Genomic DNA, 14,988 nt, shown 5'->3' with positions numbered 1-14,988 from the left:
TCGCCGCCGACGTCGGGCATTAGCGTGACGCGGGTGCTGTCGGAGTCGGCTGGTGGCCTCGCCCGGGGCGGTACGAGGGGACGGCTGAATCGATGCCAGGAGGAAAGATGACCGAACCGGAGACCGTGGTGGCCAGGGCGCGCGTCGTCAGCGCGACACGGGTGTCGCCGCACTTTGCCCGGATCGAGCTCGGCGGCGAGGAGCTGGCCGATTTCGGGGTGGACGGCCCTTTCTACGACCAGCGCTTCAAGGTGGTCTTCCCGTCGGCGGGACGTCCGGCGCCCGATCTGCGCGCCTATGGCGACGGGTGGTACTCGGTCTGGGAGTCGCTGCCGGAGGCCGAGCGGGGGGCCATGCGCACCTACTCGGTGAGGGACGTGCGCGGCGTGGGCGCCGACCGTCGGCTGGTGGTCGACTTCGTGCTGCACCTGGAGCCGGGGGCCACCGGTCCGGCGTCGTCATGGGCGGCGGCGGCTCGGCCGGGCGACGAGGTGGTCGTGGTGGGGCCGCGCCTCGGCGCCGACTGGGGCGGCATCGAGTACGACCCCGGCGACGCCGCGCGCGTGGTGCTCGCCGGCGACGAGACGGCCGTGCCCGCGATCTCCCGCATCCTCGGCGACCTGGCCGACGACGTGCGCGGCCACGCTTTCTGCGAGGTGCCGACCGGCGCCGACGTGCTGGAGGTCGTCGCGCCGGCGGGCGTCGAGGTGACCTGGCTGCCGCGCGACGGAGCCGGGCTCGGCGAGCGGCTGACCGCGGCGGTGCTCGGCTGCCTGGGCGGCCTGGGCGGTGAGCCGGTCCCGGACGAGGAGGTGGACGACGACCTCTGGGAGACGCCGACCTTCTCCTCCTCCGACGCCGACCTGGACGAGCCGGCCGACGGCATTCCCGGCCTGTACGTCTGGATCGCCGGGGAGAGCAAGGTGGTGACCACGCTGCGGCGGCATCTCGTCGACGACCTCGGCGTGCATCGCCGTCAGGTCGCGTTCATGGGGTACTGGCGGCGCGGCGTCGCCATGCGCGGCTGACTCAGCCGAGGAGCAGATGGTCCTCGGGGCCTTCGAGATGCTGGAACTCGCGGGGGCCGACGCCGTGGAAGCGGGTGAAGGCGCGCGAGAAGTTCGACGTCATCGTGTAGCCGACGCGCGGCGCGACGCTGCCGCTGGGGACGCCGTCGTGGAGGAGCTTGCGGGCCGCTCGCATGCGGGCGGCGAGACGCCAGTCGGCGAAGCTCAGGCCGGTGTCGCGGCGGAAGGCCTGCCGCACCTCGGCGGGCGTCTCGCGGGACCGCCGGCGGTCGTCGGCGTCCGGCGACCGCAGGAAGGCCTCGGCGACGGCCCGGGCCGCCGGGTCGGAGGGCAGCGGCACGGCGCGGGCGCGCTCCACCGCGCTCTGGGCCTCGAAGGCGTCGATGACGTGGGAGTGGAGCGGGCGGGCCAGCCGGGGGTGCCGTCCGCGGTGTTCCTCGGGCCGCAGGAGCGTGTTGGTGCTGACCGACGCCCACACGAGCCAGTCGTGCCAGCCGCGGGCGAAGCGCACGCGGCGAGGGCGTTCGAGACGGACGCATTCGGTGCACAAGACGCTCAACGGCAGGGCGGCGTCGGGCGCGCGCTCGACCACGGCGCCGGCCGGCAGCCAGACGACGTCGTCGGCGCGTCCGACCCAGGCCGTGTCGGCGAACCGGGCGCGCAGCTCCCCGCCGCGCACCCACAGCATGACGTTCTCGTCCAGCGGCTCGCAGGTCGGCTGCACCGGAGGGGCCGGGTCGACGCCCTCGGACCGCGTGGCGGCCTGAGCGGCGAAGTCGCGCGGTGTCAGGCCGTAGTGGCTGCGGAAGGCGCCGGCGAAGCCCCACCGCGAGGCGAAGCCGACGGCGGCGCCGGCCTCGCCGACTGTCGCGCCGGAGGCGAGCAGACCGGCCGCGTGCGCCAGCCGGGACGCGAGGCGCCACTCGGCGAAGGTCAGTCCGGTCTGGGCGACGAAGGCGCGCCGCAGCGTGTTCGGGCTGCACGCGGCCCACACGGCCCAGTCGTGCAGGGTGTGGTCGAGGGCGGGGTAGTCGCGCACCTCCTGGGCCACGCGTCGGGCCGGGCCGCCGCGCGGCATCGGGGGCGCCGCCACGACGGCCGACAGCGGCCGCGGTTCCGTCGGAGCCGGGGAGGTGCTTCTCCACGGGTGGCCCTGGAAGCCCTGCGAGGCGTAGTGCTCGATCAACGCGGACGAGGAGCCGACGGGCATGTCGAAGGCGTGGACGCGCTCCGGGTCGGTCCCGGGCGGTGCGTCGAACCCCCAGAGCGGCATCGCCAGCGATCCGGGCTCGGTCCACACGTCGTGCTCGGTCCCGGGCGGCAGCCAGATCGCCGACCCCGCTTCGATCCGGCGATGGTCGCTCCCGCCGAGGCGCACCTGGGCGACGCCGGCGCCGACCCACAGCACCAGCGGCTCGTCGAGGTCGTCGGGCTCGTGCTTGTGGGCGCCGGGGAGCGACGGAGGAGCGTTGACCAGCATCACGCCGTGCCTCCGCTCCGTCGGTGACAACCAGGTGGGAGTTCGCTGGCCATCTTTTAGGTAAGACTAACTTACAGTGGCTCGGGTGACTCACAGCGATGTGACCGAGCGAAAGGCGACGACGATGACCACGACGACACGAACGAGGTCGCTGACCGCGTTCCTCCTGACGGCGGCCCTCGCGCTGGCCGGCTGCTCCGGATCCTCCGAGAAGGCCGGTCCCGGCTTCGCCACGGTCGACGCGGCCTACGGCGAGATCACGGTCGACGAGAAGCCGGAGCGGATCCTCGTCCTCGACGCCGCCATGGTGGAACTGCTCGACGTCCTGGGCGAGGAGCCGCTGGTGGTGGTCGGCGGGAAAGCCGACCTCGACGACTACCCGTGGCTCGACTACGACGGCGAGTTCGACCCCGACCTGTGGGACGCGGACTGGAACATCTCCGCCGAGGCCGTGGCCGAGTGGGAGCCGGATCTGATCGTCGGCGGCAACCCGTGGCAGATCGACGAGAAGCTCTACGAGGACCTGTCCGAGATCGCGCCGACCTACGCGGGCCGGTACACCCAGGCCGAGGGCGGCGCCACGACGTGGCAGGAGAGCCTGGCCGACCTCGCGACCCTCACCGGACACGACGACGCGGTGGTGGACGAGGCGGTCGCGGCCTATGACGCCACGCTCGCGACGGCCGCCGAGAAGCTGCCCGGCTTGCAGGGCAAGAGCTTCCAGCTCGCGGTGCTCAGCGACGAGGACCAGCAGCTGTGGCTCACCGAGTACGCCAACGGCCCCCTCCTGGGCCTGGGGTTGACCCTCGGCGAGGGCCAGCCGAGCGACGAGGACGGCGAGACCGCCGAGAGCGCTCCGAAGTACTCCCTGGAGAACGTCGATCAGCTGACCGCCGACGTCGTCTTCCTGGTCACGCACGAGTACGTCGATCCCGAGGGCGAGTTCAGGGCCTCGCTGGAGGCCGACCCCCGGGTCGCGGAGCTGCCCGCCGCGCAGAACGGGACGCTCGTGTACCTGCGGGACACCACCTGGTACGCGGTGAACCCGCCGACTCCGGCGAGCGTCGCCTGGTGGCTCGACCAGGTGATGCCGCAGCTCGAAGAGTCCGCGCTCAACCAGAGTGGACAGTAGCGGGCGGGCTCTGGCGGCACGGCGCGTCGCGGGCCTCGCGCTCGCGTGCGTCGTGCTGCTCGTCGTCTCCTTGGCCAGCGTGGCGGTGGGGTCGAAGAACATCCCCGTGACGACCGTGGTGGACGCGCTGCTCCACGACACGGGCCGAGGCGACGCCTATGTCGTGTGGGACATGCGGATCACCCGGACGGCCGTGGCCGTGTGCGTGGGCGTGGCGTTGGGCGTGTCGGGAGCGCTGATCCAGGCGTTGACGCGCAATCCGCTCGCCGATCCCGGCCTTCTGGGCGTCAACGCGGGCGCGGAGTTCTTCGTGGTGGTCGGCGTGGTCGTCTTCGGCGCGACGGCGGTCGGCGACTACGTCTGGTTCGCCTTCGCCGGGGCCTTGGCGGTGACGGTCGCGGTGTACCTCGTCGGCGCGGCCGGTCGCGGCGGCGTCGACCCGTTGCAGCTGACGCTCGCCGGGGTGGCGTTGTCGGCGGTGCTCTCGGGCGTGGTGAGCGGGATCGTGCTGCTCGACCGGGACGCCTTCGACCGCATGCGGGGCTGGTACGCCGGCAGCCTCGTGAACCGCGGTTGGGAGGAGTTGCTGCCCGTCCTGCCGTTCCTCGCCGTCGGCCTGGTCCTGGCGGCGGTCGCGGCGAACTCGCTCAACGCCATCGCCCTCGGCGACGACCTGGCGACGTCGTTGGGCGCCCAGGTGACGCGGACCCGCGTCCTCGTGATCGCGGCGGCGACGCTGTTGGCCGGAGGCGCCACGGCGGTCGCCGGCCCCATCGGCTTCGTCGGGCTCATGACCCCGCACGTGGCGCGCTGGATCACCGGTCCCGATCAGCGGTGGATCCTCCTGCACACGGTGGTCCTGGCTCCGGCGCTGGTGCTGACGGCCGACGTCGTCGGGCGGGTGGTCCTGCGCCCCGGCGAGCTGCCGGTCGGCGTCGTGGTCGCCTTCGTCGGCGGGCCGGTGCTGATCGCGCTGGTGCGGCGGGCGAAGGCGAGCGGACTGTGAGCGCGCCGGAGTTCGGCTATCGGTCGATCGTCCTGCGCCGCGCGGGGGCCGCGCTGCGCTGGCCGACGCGCAGCGTCGCGGTGTGCGCGGTGTTGGCGCTGGCGACCGTCGGCGTGACCGTGTGGGCGCTGACGCGCGGCGACTACACGTTGAGCCTCCCCGAGGTGTGGGGGGCGTTGACCGGCGACCCGGAGGCCGGGTTCGCGCGCACCGTGGTCGTCGAGTGGCGGTTGCCGCGAGCCCTCGCCGCCGTCGTGTTCGGCGCGGCGCTGGGCGTGTCGGGAGCGGTGTTCCAGTCGCTGGTCGGCAACCCGCTGGCGTCTCCCGACGTCATGGGGTTCTCGGCCGGCGCCTACACGGGCGCCCTGACGGTCATCGTCGTCCTCGGCGGCTCCTACCTCCAACTCGTCGGAGGAGCTTTCGCGGGCGGCATGGCGACGGCCGTCGTCGTCTACCTCGTGGCCTGGAAGCACGGAGTGCAGGGATTTCGGCTCATCATCGTCGGCATCGCCATCTCGGCGATGCTGGGCTCGGTCAACACCTGGCTCATGCTGAACGCCGATCTGAAGGTCGCGATCCGGGCGGCGGTCTGGGGGACCGGCTCGCTGGCGGGCGTCGGCTGGGAGGAGTTCGGCGGGGGCGCCGCGGTCGTGGCGCTGTTGCTGGCGGCCGTGTTCGCCTACGGGCCGATCCTGCGGCAGCTGGAACTCGGCGACGACGCCGCCGCGGCGACCGGCGTGCGGGTCGAGTCGGCGCGCCGCGCCGCCATGCTGCTGGGCGTCGGGCTGACCGCCGTCGTGACGGCGGGCGCGGGACCGATCGCCTTCGTCGCGCTCGCGGCGCCGCAGGTGGCCAGACGGGTGGCGCGCACACCGGGCGTCACGCTCGCTCCCGCCGCGTTCCTGGGGGCGTTCCTCTTGGCGTCGGCCGATCTGACCGCCCAACACCTTCTGTTCGTGAGCATGCCGACGGGCGTCGTCACGGTGGTCGCCGGCGGATTGTTCCTCATCTGGCTCGTCGTCGGCGAGGCGCGGCGCCGTGTCTGACGTCGACGGCCTCGGGAAGGAGATCACCGTGTCCGATCACTCACGTCTACGGGTGGAGTCGGCCACCTTCGGCTATGACAAGAAGGTCGTCGGCGAGAGTCTGTCGGTGGCGATCCCCGACGCGTCGTTCACCGCCGTCGTCGGCCCGAACGCGTGCGGCAAGTCGACGCTGTTGCGGGTGTTGTCGCGCTTGCTGACGCCGGAGGCAGGGTCGGTCCTGCTCGACGGGCGCGCGATCGGCTCCTATCCGGCCAAAGAGGCGGCCCGGCGGGTGGGACTGCTCCCGCAGAGCGCTCTCGCCCCCGACGGCATCCGGGTCGCCGACCTCGTCGCGCGGGGCCGCTTCCCCTATCAGAAGCTGATCCGTCAGTGGACCGAGCAGGACGAGAAGGCGGTCGTCGAGGCGATGGAGGCCACCTCGGTCACGGAGCTGTCGGGCCGACTGGTCGACGAGTTGTCGGGCGGTCAGCGGCAGCGGGTGTGGGTGGCGATGGCGCTGGCCCAGCAGACGCCGATCCTCCTGCTCGACGAGCCGACCACTTTCTTGGACATCGCCCATCAGATCGAACTCCTCGAACTGCTGCGCGACCTCAACCGGCAGGGGCGCACCATCGTGGCGGTGCTCCACGACCTCAACCACGCGGCCCGGTACGCCTCCCATCTCATCGCTATGCGCGACGGTGAGATCGTCGCCCAGGGACCGCCGGGCGAGGTCGTGACCGCCGCGTTGGTCGAAGAGGTCTTCTCGCTGCCGTGCCGGGTGATCGACGACCCGGTGACGGGGACGCCGCTCGTGGTGCCGGAGGGTCGTCCGAGATGAGCGGAGCCCCTCGCCGACGCGTCGGCGAGGGGCTCCGCGCTGTACCGCTCAGGGGCGGGTCATGCTCATCACGTCGAGGGCGCTGTCGAGGTCGGCCTCGGTGAGGTCGCCGCGCTCGACGTAACCCTCCTCGACGACCACCTGACGGATCGTCTTGCGCTCCTTGACGGCCTTCTTGGCCACGGCGGCGGCGTTCTCGTAGCCGATGTGGCGGTTGAGCGGCGTGACGACCGACGGGCTCGACTCGGCCAGCTCCAGGCAGCGCTCGACGTTGGCGGTGACGCCGTCGACGCAACGGTCGGCCAGCACCCGCGAGACGTTGGAGAGCAGACGGATCGACTCCAGCAGGTTGCGGGCCATGACCGGCAGCATCACGTTCAGCTCGAAGTTGCCCGACGCGCCGCAGAAGGCGATGGCGGCGTCGTTGCCGACGACCTGAGCGACGACCTGGTGGGTCGCCTCCGGCAGCACCGGGTTGACCTTGCCGGGCATGATGCTGGAGCCGGGCTGCAGGTCGGGCAGGTTGATCTCGGCCAGGCCGGTGCGCGGGCCCGAGCCCATCCAGCGCAGGTCGTTGGCGATCTTGTTCAGGCTGACCGCCACGGTGCGCAGCTGGCCCGACATCTCGACCAGGCCGTCGCGCGCGCCCTGCGCCTCGAAGTGGTCGACGGCCTCGGTGATCGGCAGGCCGGTGCGCTCGGCGAGCAGCGCGATGACCCGCTGCGGGAAGCCCTTCGGCGTGTTGATGCCGGTGCCGACGGCGGTGCCGCCCAGCGGGACCTCGGCGGCCGCGGGCAGCGCCGACCCGACGCGCGCGATGCCCTTGCGGACCTGCGCGGCGTAGCCGGCGAACTCCTGGCCGAGGGTGACCGGCGTGGCGTCCATCAGGTGCGTGCGGCCGGACTTGACGACCTCGGCGAACTCGCCGGCCTTGCGCTCCAGGCTCTGCGCGAGGTGGTCGAGCGCGGGCAGCAGCTCGTGGGTGGCCGACGCGGTCGCGGCGACGTGGATCGACGTCGGGAAGACGTCGTTGCTCGACTGCGAGGCGTTGACGTGGTCGTTCGGGTGCACCTCGCGGCCCAGGGCGCGGGTGGCGAGGGTCGCGATGACCTCGTTGGTGTTCATATTGCTCGACGTGCCCGAGCCGGTCTGGAAAACGTCGATGGGGAAGTGCGCGTCGTGGACGCCCGAGGCGACCTCCTCGGCGGCGGCCACGATGGCCTGCGCGAGGTCCTCGTCGAGGATGCCGAGCTCGGCGTTCGCGGTCGCGCAGGCGGCCTTGATCTGCGCCAGCGCCTTGATCTGGGCCGACTCGATGGGCGTGCCGGAGATGGGGAAGTTCTCGACGGCGCGCTGCGTCTGGGCCCGGTAGAGAGCCTGGGCGGGGACCTTGACCTCGCCCATGGTGTCGTGCTCGATGCGCCATTCGGTGGTGTTGTCGGTCATGAGGCGAACCTTACTGTGTCGGCATGCTCGGCAGGAACAGTCCTTCGCGGCGGGCCGACGCCGCGGTGCGGGGTGTGTGGCGCGGTCGGCGGAGTGGGAACGGGATGGGATGATGGACCGGTGAGCACACTGCGCGATCTCGACGACGATCCGGCTGAGTCACGACGCCGTGTCCGGTGGTCGGCGATCGCCGTCGGTCTCGGGGGCCTGGCGGTCGTCCCGGTGCTGGACTACGTGGACCCGTGGCTGGCCGACGGCTTCGAGGACGACGGCGCCAGCCTGCTCGCGCTGCTCGGCGGACTGCTCCTGGCGGCCCTCGCGGTGCTGGCCGCCGAACTGGGTCTGGCGGCGGCCGTGCAGGCGCTGGTGTTGAAGATGATCGGCGCCGACCGGATCGCCGCCACGCTCGGCTGGACGGTCCTGGCGACGCTCGGGCTGATGGTGCTCTCGGGCATCGCGACCTCGCTGGGCTTCTTCGGCGAGCTGTTGGAGGACGACACCACCGACATCCTGTTCACCGGGACGCTGCACCTGCTCGCCGGAGGCCTGGGCCGCTGGGTGGTCGAGCGGTGGAGCCCGCTGGTCGAGGAGTTCGAGCCGGACGAGGTCGACGAGGAGTCCGAGCTGTCGGAGGAGGACGCGGACGAGCCCGAGCCGACTGAGGACGAGTCGGAGCCGGCCGTCAGCGGCGCGGACGACGACCGCTGAGCACCCAGTAACGCTCGTCGCGGCCTTGCAGCCGGACGGGGACGGCGGCGGCCTCGACGTGCTCGAATCGTCCGGCGAGCGCCGTGCGCAGCGGCGCCGAGTCGGCCATCGACCAGATGGCGAGGACGCCGTCGTCGCGCAGCGCCCGCGCGCAGCGCTCGATCATCGGCGTCTCGTAGAGCGCGGCGTTGGCGGGGTGGACGAGGAAGTCGGGGCCGTTGTCGACGTCGAGGCAGATCGCGTCGAGGCCGGCCGGAGGCTGCGCGGTCACGACGTCGGCGACGTCGCCGACCACGACGCTCAGCCGGTCGTCGTCGAAGGGGCCGGCCCCCGCCCCGTCGGCCACCGCACGGACGACCTCGGGGTGCAGTTCGGCCACGACCACCCGCGTCGCGCCGCCGTCGAGCAGCGCCCGGGCGGTGTAGCCGAGTCCCAGTCCGCCGACCAGCACCTCGCGGGCGCCGTCGTCGAGCACATGCTCGGCCAACAGCCGCTCCGAGGAGGTCTCGACGTCGTCCATCACGAACACGCCGTTCACCCGCAGCTCGGTCGCCCCGTCCTCCCGCCGCCGCACCACCACCGCTTCGTCACCCATGGGTCACCTCTCCCGCCAGATTTGCTGACTTATCCACCATTCGCGCGAGGGGAAACGGTGGATAAGTCAGCAAATCTGGGGAGGACGTGACCACTCAGGAGGCGCGGGCGGCGGAGGAGCAGATGGCGTCGACGAGCTGGTCCCAGACGCCGGGGGGCAGGTCGTGGCCCATGCCCTCGATGAGGCGCAGCTCCGCGCCGGGGACGGCCTCGGCGGTGGCCTTGCCGCCGGAGACGTTCACCAGCGGGTCGGCGGTGCCGTGGACGACGGTGGTCGGCACGTCGAGCGAGCCGAGCGCCTCGGTGCGGTCCGGCTGGGTGAGCACCGCCATCATGTGCCGCAGCACGCCGCTGGCGCTCCACCCGCGGTCGTAGGTGGTCTCGGCGCGCAGCCGGGAGGCCTCCTCGTCGCGCGGGAAGGCCGGCGAGCCGATCACCTCGGCCGAGCGCATCGCCCGCTCGACGTAGTCCTCGCGGGTCGGGCCGGTGCGCTTGAGCATCGTCGGGATGACCCGCGGATGCTGCCAGCCGACCGTGCGGCGACCGGTCGTCGACATGATCGACGTCAGGCTCAGCACCCGCTCGGGCGCCTCGATGGCCATCGTCTGCGCGATCATGCCGCCCATCGACACCCCGACCACGTGCGCCGCGTCGAGGTCGAGCGCCGTCAGCAGGCCGAGCGCGTCCTCGGCCAGGTCGCCGATGCCGTACGGGGCGCGTGCGGCCAGGTCGACCGGGCCGATCCGCAATGGCGGCAGGCCGAGGAAGGCCCGGATGACGTCGCCCCGGCCCGGCGTGTGCTGCCGGAGCTTCGTCGAGCGGCCCGTGTCGCGGTTGTCGTACCGGATCACGAAGAAGCCGCGCTCGGCCAGTCGGGCGCAGAACTCGGTGTCCCACCAGCCCATCGGGCCGCCGAGGCCCATCACCAGCAGCACCGCCGGGTCGGAGGGGTCGCCGAAGGTCTGGTGGCACAGCATGATGTCGGACGGGAGCGTCGCGAACTGCTCCTCGGACATCTGGACGGACGTCGCGGTCATGGGGGACTCCTCGGTGCGTTCCCGCGGGCGGCGGGCGTCACGCTGAGCCCGACCGCGCGGCGGCTCAGTGTTCGGTGGTGGCGTACGCCTGGATCTTGGTCAGGCTGTGCTCGGTGTAGATCTTGCGGATCGTGCCGCTGCGCGAGCGCATCACGATCGACTCGGTGATCGCCGCGCCCCGGCTGTACCGCACGCCCTCCATCAGCTCGCCGTCGGTGATGCCGGTCGCGACGAAGAAGCAGTCGTCGGAGGTGACGAGGTCGTCGGTGTGCAGCACCTTGCCCAGATCGTGGCCGGCGTCGACGGCGCGCTGGCGCTCGTCGTCGTCGGTGGGCCACAGGCGGCCCTGGATCACGCCGCCGAGCGCCTTCATCGCGCAGGCGGTGATGATGCCCTCCGGCGTGCCGCCGATGCCGACCAGCAGGTCGACGCCGGTGCCCGGACGGGCCGCGCTGATCGCCCCGGCGACGTCGCCGTCGGTGATGAACTTGATGCGCGCGCCGGTGTCACGGATCTCCTGGACCAGGTCGGCATGGCGCGGACGGTCGAGCACGCAGACCGTGACGTCGCTGCGCGAGGCGCGCTTGGCCTTGGCGATGAGGTCGATGTTCTTGGCGACCGGGAGCCGGATGTCGACGACGTCGGCCACGTCGGGGCCCGCGGCGAGCTTCTCCATGTAAAAAACCGCTGAGGGGTCGTACATCGACCCGCGCGGCGACACCGCCATGACGCTGATCGCGTTCGGCATGCCCTTCGCGGTCAGCGTGGTGCCGTCGATGGGGTCGACCGCGACGTCGCACTCGGGGCCGGAGCCGTCGCCGACCTGCTCGCCGTTGAACAGCATGGGCGCCTCGTCCTTCTCGCCCTCGCCGATCACCACGACGCCGTTCATTTCAACGGTGTTGATGAGCGTGCGCATGGCGTTGACGGCCACGCCGTCGGCGCCGTTCTTGTCGCCGCGGCCGACCCAGCGGCCGGCGGCGAGGGCCCCCGCCTCGGTCACGCGGACCAGGTCGAGGGCGAGATTGCGGTCGGGGGCCATGTCGGCCGGCTGCAAGCTGTCCACCCGCGCCATCCTACCGGCGACCTGAGATCGCACTGAAACCTGCGGCACGCTGAGGCCCGTCGGGTGTGCGAGTTCTGACCTTCCCCGCCTACACTCGGCAGGGTGATTCGCTTCGACCACGTCACCAAGACGTACCCCAGCCAGAAGCGCCCGGCACTCGACGGCGTCGATCTGGAGATCGCCAAGGGCGAGTTCGTCTTCCTCGTCGGCGCCTCCGGCTCGGGCAAGACGACCTTCCTGAGCCTCATCCTGCGCGAGGTGCGTCCGACCGAGGGCCGCGTGTTCGTCGCGGGCAAGGAGATCAACAAGCTGTCGAGCTGGAAGGTGCCGAAGCTGCGCCGCCAGCTGGGCATGGTCTTCCAGGACTTCCAGCTGTTGGAGAACCGCACGGTGGAGGAGAACGTCGCCTACGCGCTGCAGGTCATCGGCAAGTCGCGCGCGGAGATCGCCAAGGTGATCCCCGAGACGCTCGAGCTGGTCGGCCTGGAGGGCAAGGGGCACCGTTTCCCCGGCGAGCTGTCCGGCGGCGAGCAGCAGCGCGTGGCCATCGCCCGCGCCTTCGTCAACCGGCCGAAGGTGCTCATCGCCGACGAGCCCACCGGCAACCTCGACCCGTCCACGAGCGTCGGCATCATGAAGCTGCTCGACCGGATCAACCGCACCGACACCACCGTCGTGATGGCCACCCACGACTCGTCGATCGTCGACCAGATGCGCAAGCGCGTCATCGAGCTCAACGAGGGCCGGGTCGTGCGCGACGAGGCGCGCGGCATCTACGGATACCAGAGCTGAGGCGGCCATGAACAACACGCTGAGAGAGCTGGGCACCAACCTCGCCCGCTACAAGTCGATGACCGTCTCGCTGATCGTCACGATGAGCGTCTCGTTGCTGCTGGCCGCCCTCGGCCTGCTGATCCAGGCGCAGGCCGACCGGACCGAGCAGTACTTCGGCGACCGTCTGCAGTTGCAGGTCAACATGTGCCGGGACACCTCCAAGGTGCCCACGTGCGTCGGCGGCGCCGCCTCCGACGAGCAGAAGCAGGCCGTCCAGGAGGCGCTCGCCGACAACCCGCAGGTCAAGGACTTCGAGATCCGCACCTCCGAGGACAACTACGAGCGCGCCCAGGAGTTGCTCGGCCAGTCCGACACAGGTCGCAAGCAGTTGTCGGCGCTCGTGCCGGAGGACTTCCCGGAGTCGTACTTCGTCACGCTGCACGACCCGGAGAAGTACGACAGCGTGCTGAGCCAGGTGCAGGGCATGGACGGCGTCAACAACGTCGACTCGCTCAAGGAGCTGCTCGGACCGCTGTTCGAGATGCTGAGCAAGCTGCGTTGGGCGGCCATCGGCACCTCCGCGCTGCTCGTCGTCGCGGCGATCTTGCAGGTCACCAACACGATCCGTATGACGGCGCAGGCGCGGCGCAAGGAGATCACGATCATGCGCTACGTCGGCGCGTCGAGCTGGCACATCCAGATGCCGTTCATGCTGGAGTCGGTCATCGCGGCGCTGCTGTCGGCGCTGCTGGCCGGCGTCGGGCTGGCGCTGTTCATGGGCTTCGTCGTCTACGGCTATCTGCGCGAGACCCTGGGCGGCATCACCGCGTGGGTCCGATGGCAGGAGGCCGTCGGCGTCATGGGGTGGACGACGCTGCTGGCCGTCGTGCTGGCGCTGGTTCCCACGCTGGTCGTGACACGCAGGTATTTGAACGTCTGATGGGATTGGAGGTCCGACATGAGCAAGAGCACGCGCAAGGCGATGGTCGCTTTCACCGCGACGTTCGTGGTGCTGGCCATGCTGGCCGGACCGTCGCTGGCCGACTCCAAGAACGATTTGGAGAACCAGAAGAACGGTGTCAACAACGAGCTCGGCCAGGCCCAGCAGGCCTATGACGAGTCCAGCAAGGAGGCGGCTGCGGCTGCGGCGACGCTGCAGGCCTCGCAGGCGCAGCTGTCGTCGGCGCAGGCGGAGCTCAGTTCGATCCGGGGCGAGCTGGTGGTCGCGCAGGCCTACCACAACGAGATGCTGGCCAAGCTCGCTCAGAGCGAGGCCGACCTGGCGAAGGCCGAGGCGGATCTCGAGTCCGGCGAGCAGCAGGTCGAGACGACCGCCGACGACGTGGCCGACTACACGGTCGACTCGGTGATGTCCGGCGATCCTGGTCTGCGGGCCTTCGGCAACCTGCTGCGCGGCCAGGACCCCACGGAGTTCACCGAGCAGATGGGCGTCAACGACACCGTCGCCGACTCCCAGCTCAGCAAGCTCGACTCGCTCGACGCGCGCCGGGTCATGCTCGACATCACCCGCCAGCAGGTCGAGGCCCTGCGCGACCAGGTCCGGGCCGAGGAGGAGCAGGCGGCGGCGAATGTGGCGACCGTCGCCGAGCTGGAGTCGCAGGCCGCCGCGCAGGAGGCCTCGGTGGCCCAACTGGTCTCGGCGAACGCCGCGAACAAGCAGGCCGCCGACGCGGCGGTCGCCGCCGACGCGGGCAAGGTGGACTCGCTGGAGTCCGAGCGGGCGTCCCTGGAGGCGCAGTTGAAGGAGATCGCCGCGCAGGAGTTGGCGGCGGCGCAGGCGGCCGCTGCGGCTGCGGCTGCGGCTGAGGCCGAGAGGCAGCGTCAGCAACAACAGCAACAGCAGAGCAGCGGCGGCGGCGCGTCGAGCGGTGGTGGCACGTCCAGCGGCGGCGGCGCCTCGAGCGGGGGAGGCACGTCGAGCGGCGGCAGCACTCTGTCGTATCCGGTGAGCGGGTCGATCACCTCGCCGTACGGCATGCGCTGGCACCCGGTCACCGGCGTCTACAAGCTGCACGACGGCACCGACTTCGGCGTCGGCTGCGGCACGCCGATCAAGGCGGCCGCCAGCGGCACGGTCATCGACCAGTACTACAACGGCGGCTACGGCAACCGCGTCATCGTCAACCACGGCGTCATGCGCGGCGTCAACGTGGTCACCACGTACAACCACCTGTCGCGCTTCGCGGTGAGTAAGGGCGCGAGCGTCTCGCGCGGCCAGGTCATCGGCTACGTCGGCAGCACCGGCTACTCGACCGGCTGCCACCTGCACTTCATGGTGCTGACGAACGGCTCCACCACGAATCCGGTGAACTGGCTCTGAGCCAGTTCACCGGGGGCGGGTGAGAGGATGTCCCAATGCCCAAGGAGACCGGTCGCAAGCTGATCGCGCAGAACAAGAAGGCGCGGCACGACTACCACATCGACGACACCTTCGAGGCGGGCATGGTGTTGACCGGCACGGAGGTCAAGAGCCTGCGCGAGGGGCGGGCCTCGCTGGTCGACGGCTTCGCCGAGATCGACCGGGGCGAGGCCTGGCTGTTGCAGGTGCATATCCCGCAGTACGCGCAGGGCACCTGGACCAACCACGAGGCGCGACGTCGGCGCAAGCTGCTGCTGCATCGCGCCGAGATCGACAGGATCGAGCGCAAACTCGCCGACAAGGGCACGACGCTGGTCCCGCTGAGCCTGTACTTCAAGGACGGCCGGGCGAAGGTCGAGATCGCGGTGGCGCGCGGCAAGAAGGCCTACGACAAGCGGCAGACGATCCGCGAGCGCGACGCCCGCAACGAGGCGCGCGACGCGGTGGGCCGCAAGCTCAAGGGCCTCTGAC

Annotated in this window: 15 protein-coding genes; 10 read left to right on the top strand and 5 right to left on the bottom strand. The window is 71.3% G+C overall.

All coding sequences use genetic code 11. The annotated features are described in order from the left end of the window. Positions 1-107 precede the first annotated feature (107 nt). A complete protein-coding gene (locus tag QM621_RS12455; RefSeq protein ID WP_414990709.1) occupies positions 108-1,028 on the top strand; it encodes a siderophore-interacting protein in 921 nt (306 codons plus the stop codon). 1 nt (position 1,029) lies between these two features. Here QM621_RS12455 and QM621_RS12450 read toward each other — a convergent pair whose 3' ends face one another. Beyond that, the gene (locus QM621_RS12450) at positions 1,030-2,508 is read right to left on the bottom strand and encodes a helix-turn-helix domain-containing protein (protein ID WP_414990708.1); all 1,479 of its coding nucleotides are present in this window, start codon (positions 2,506-2,508) and stop codon (positions 1,030-1,032) included. A 124-nt stretch (positions 2,509-2,632) separates the two neighbouring features. Here QM621_RS12450 and QM621_RS12445 point away from each other — a divergent pair, with 124 nt between their 5' ends. From QM621_RS12445 to QM621_RS12430, 4 genes are read left to right on the top strand one after another with little or no spacing between them, the layout of a single operon-like run. Further along, on the top strand, positions 2,633-3,640 hold the full coding sequence (locus QM621_RS12445; RefSeq protein WP_414990707.1) for an ABC transporter substrate-binding protein: 1,008 nt from the start codon (positions 2,633-2,635) through the stop codon (positions 3,638-3,640). Continuing rightward, entirely contained in the window at positions 3,630-4,646 is a 1,017-nt protein-coding gene (locus QM621_RS12440; RefSeq protein WP_414990706.1) for an iron chelate uptake ABC transporter family permease subunit, read from the top strand. Before QM621_RS12445 ends, QM621_RS12440 begins: the two co-directional genes overlap by 11 nt. After that, a complete protein-coding gene (locus tag QM621_RS12435; protein WP_414990705.1) occupies positions 4,643-5,692 on the top strand; it encodes a FecCD family ABC transporter permease in 1,050 nt (349 codons plus the stop codon). Before QM621_RS12440 ends, QM621_RS12435 begins: the two co-directional genes overlap by 4 nt. Then, positions 5,685-6,512: an ABC transporter ATP-binding protein gene (locus QM621_RS12430; protein WP_414990704.1), complete on the top strand. Its 828-nt coding sequence runs from the start codon at positions 5,685-5,687 to the stop codon at positions 6,510-6,512. Before QM621_RS12435 ends, QM621_RS12430 begins: the two co-directional genes overlap by 8 nt. A 48-nt stretch (positions 6,513-6,560) precedes the next feature. Here the strand turns inward: QM621_RS12430 and QM621_RS12425 are convergent, their stop codons facing one another. Next, positions 6,561-7,958: a class II fumarate hydratase gene (locus tag QM621_RS12425; protein WP_414990703.1), complete on the bottom strand. Its 1,398-nt coding sequence runs from the start codon at positions 7,956-7,958 to the stop codon at positions 6,561-6,563. A gap of 120 nt (positions 7,959-8,078) precedes the next feature. Between QM621_RS12425 and QM621_RS12420 the strand changes: the two genes are divergently transcribed. Next, positions 8,079-8,666, top strand: coding sequence for a hypothetical protein (locus QM621_RS12420; RefSeq protein ID WP_414990702.1), 588 nt, complete (start codon positions 8,079-8,081; stop codon positions 8,664-8,666). Here QM621_RS12420 and QM621_RS12415 read toward each other — a convergent pair. From QM621_RS12415 to glpX, 3 genes are all read right to left on the bottom strand, one after another. Further along, positions 8,641-9,261, bottom strand: a complete 621-nt coding sequence (locus QM621_RS12415) for a hypothetical protein (RefSeq protein WP_414990701.1) — start codon at positions 9,259-9,261, stop codon at positions 8,641-8,643. The genes QM621_RS12420 and QM621_RS12415 overlap by 26 nt on opposite strands. A 94-nt stretch (positions 9,262-9,355) precedes the next feature. After that, positions 9,356-10,297, bottom strand: coding sequence for an alpha/beta fold hydrolase (locus QM621_RS12410; RefSeq protein ID WP_414990700.1), 942 nt, complete (start codon positions 10,295-10,297; stop codon positions 9,356-9,358). Positions 10,298-10,361: 64 nt separating this feature from the next. After that, positions 10,362-11,339 (bottom strand): class II fructose-bisphosphatase, encoded by a 978-nt coding sequence (gene glpX / locus QM621_RS12405; RefSeq protein WP_414990755.1) that lies wholly within the window; start codon positions 11,337-11,339, stop codon positions 10,362-10,364. A gap of 126 nt (positions 11,340-11,465) precedes the next feature. Here glpX and ftsE point away from each other — a divergent pair, with 126 nt between their 5' ends. Genes ftsE through smpB form a run of 4 tightly spaced genes read left to right on the top strand, consistent with a single transcriptional unit; the run spans position 11,466 to position 14,987 of the window. Beyond that, positions 11,466-12,155 carry a cell division ATP-binding protein FtsE gene (gene ftsE, locus QM621_RS12400; RefSeq protein WP_414990699.1) on the top strand — a complete coding sequence of 230 codons (690 nt, stop codon included), beginning with the start codon at positions 11,466-11,468 and terminating at the stop codon, positions 12,153-12,155. A 7-nt stretch (positions 12,156-12,162) separates the two neighbouring features. Beyond that, a complete protein-coding gene (gene ftsX / locus QM621_RS12395; protein WP_414990698.1) occupies positions 12,163-13,077 on the top strand; it encodes a permease-like cell division protein FtsX in 915 nt (304 codons plus the stop codon). Between the two features lie 18 nt (positions 13,078-13,095). Further along, positions 13,096-14,478, top strand: a complete 1,383-nt coding sequence (locus QM621_RS12390; protein WP_414990697.1) for a peptidoglycan DD-metalloendopeptidase family protein — start codon at positions 13,096-13,098, stop codon at positions 14,476-14,478. A 35-nt stretch (positions 14,479-14,513) separates the two neighbouring features. Next, positions 14,514-14,987, top strand: a complete 474-nt coding sequence (gene smpB / locus QM621_RS12385; protein WP_414990696.1) for an SsrA-binding protein SmpB — start codon at positions 14,514-14,516, stop codon at positions 14,985-14,987. Position 14,988 lies beyond the last annotated feature (1 nt).

It is taken from the genome of Aeromicrobium sp. (assembly GCF_047606445.1).
Lineage (GTDB): Bacteria > Actinomycetota > Actinomycetes > Propionibacteriales > Nocardioidaceae > Aeromicrobium.
The sequence above is the reverse complement of the archived record's forward strand: the minus strand, read 5'-3'. Positions and strand labels throughout refer to the sequence as shown.

What these genes read in the sequence shown, in the direction of transcription:
- glpX (WP_414990755.1), bottom strand. Translation starts at nt 11,339, where the DNA reads ATGGCCCCCGACCGCAATCTCGCCCTCGACCTGGTCCGCGTGACCGAG.
- QM621_RS12390 (WP_414990697.1), top strand. Translation starts at nt 13,096, where the DNA reads ATGAGCAAGAGCACGCGCAAGGCGATGGTCGCTTTCACCGCGACGTTC.
- QM621_RS12425 (WP_414990703.1), bottom strand. Translation starts at nt 7,958, where the DNA reads ATGACCGACAACACCACCGAATGGCGCATCGAGCACGACACCATGGGC.
- QM621_RS12415 (WP_414990701.1), bottom strand. Translation starts at nt 9,261, where the DNA reads ATGGGTGACGAAGCGGTGGTGGTGCGGCGGCGGGAGGACGGGGCGACC.
- QM621_RS12450 (WP_414990708.1), bottom strand. Translation starts at nt 2,508, where the DNA reads ATGCTGGTCAACGCTCCTCCGTCGCTCCCCGGCGCCCACAAGCACGAG.
- QM621_RS12455 (WP_414990709.1), top strand. Translation starts at nt 108, where the DNA reads ATGACCGAACCGGAGACCGTGGTGGCCAGGGCGCGCGTCGTCAGCGCG.
- QM621_RS12445 (WP_414990707.1), top strand. Translation starts at nt 2,633, where the DNA reads ATGACCACGACGACACGAACGAGGTCGCTGACCGCGTTCCTCCTGACG.
- ftsX (WP_414990698.1), top strand. Translation starts at nt 12,163, where the DNA reads ATGAACAACACGCTGAGAGAGCTGGGCACCAACCTCGCCCGCTACAAG.
- QM621_RS12410 (WP_414990700.1), bottom strand. Translation starts at nt 10,297, where the DNA reads ATGACCGCGACGTCCGTCCAGATGTCCGAGGAGCAGTTCGCGACGCTC.
- smpB (WP_414990696.1), top strand. Translation starts at nt 14,514, where the DNA reads ATGCCCAAGGAGACCGGTCGCAAGCTGATCGCGCAGAACAAGAAGGCG.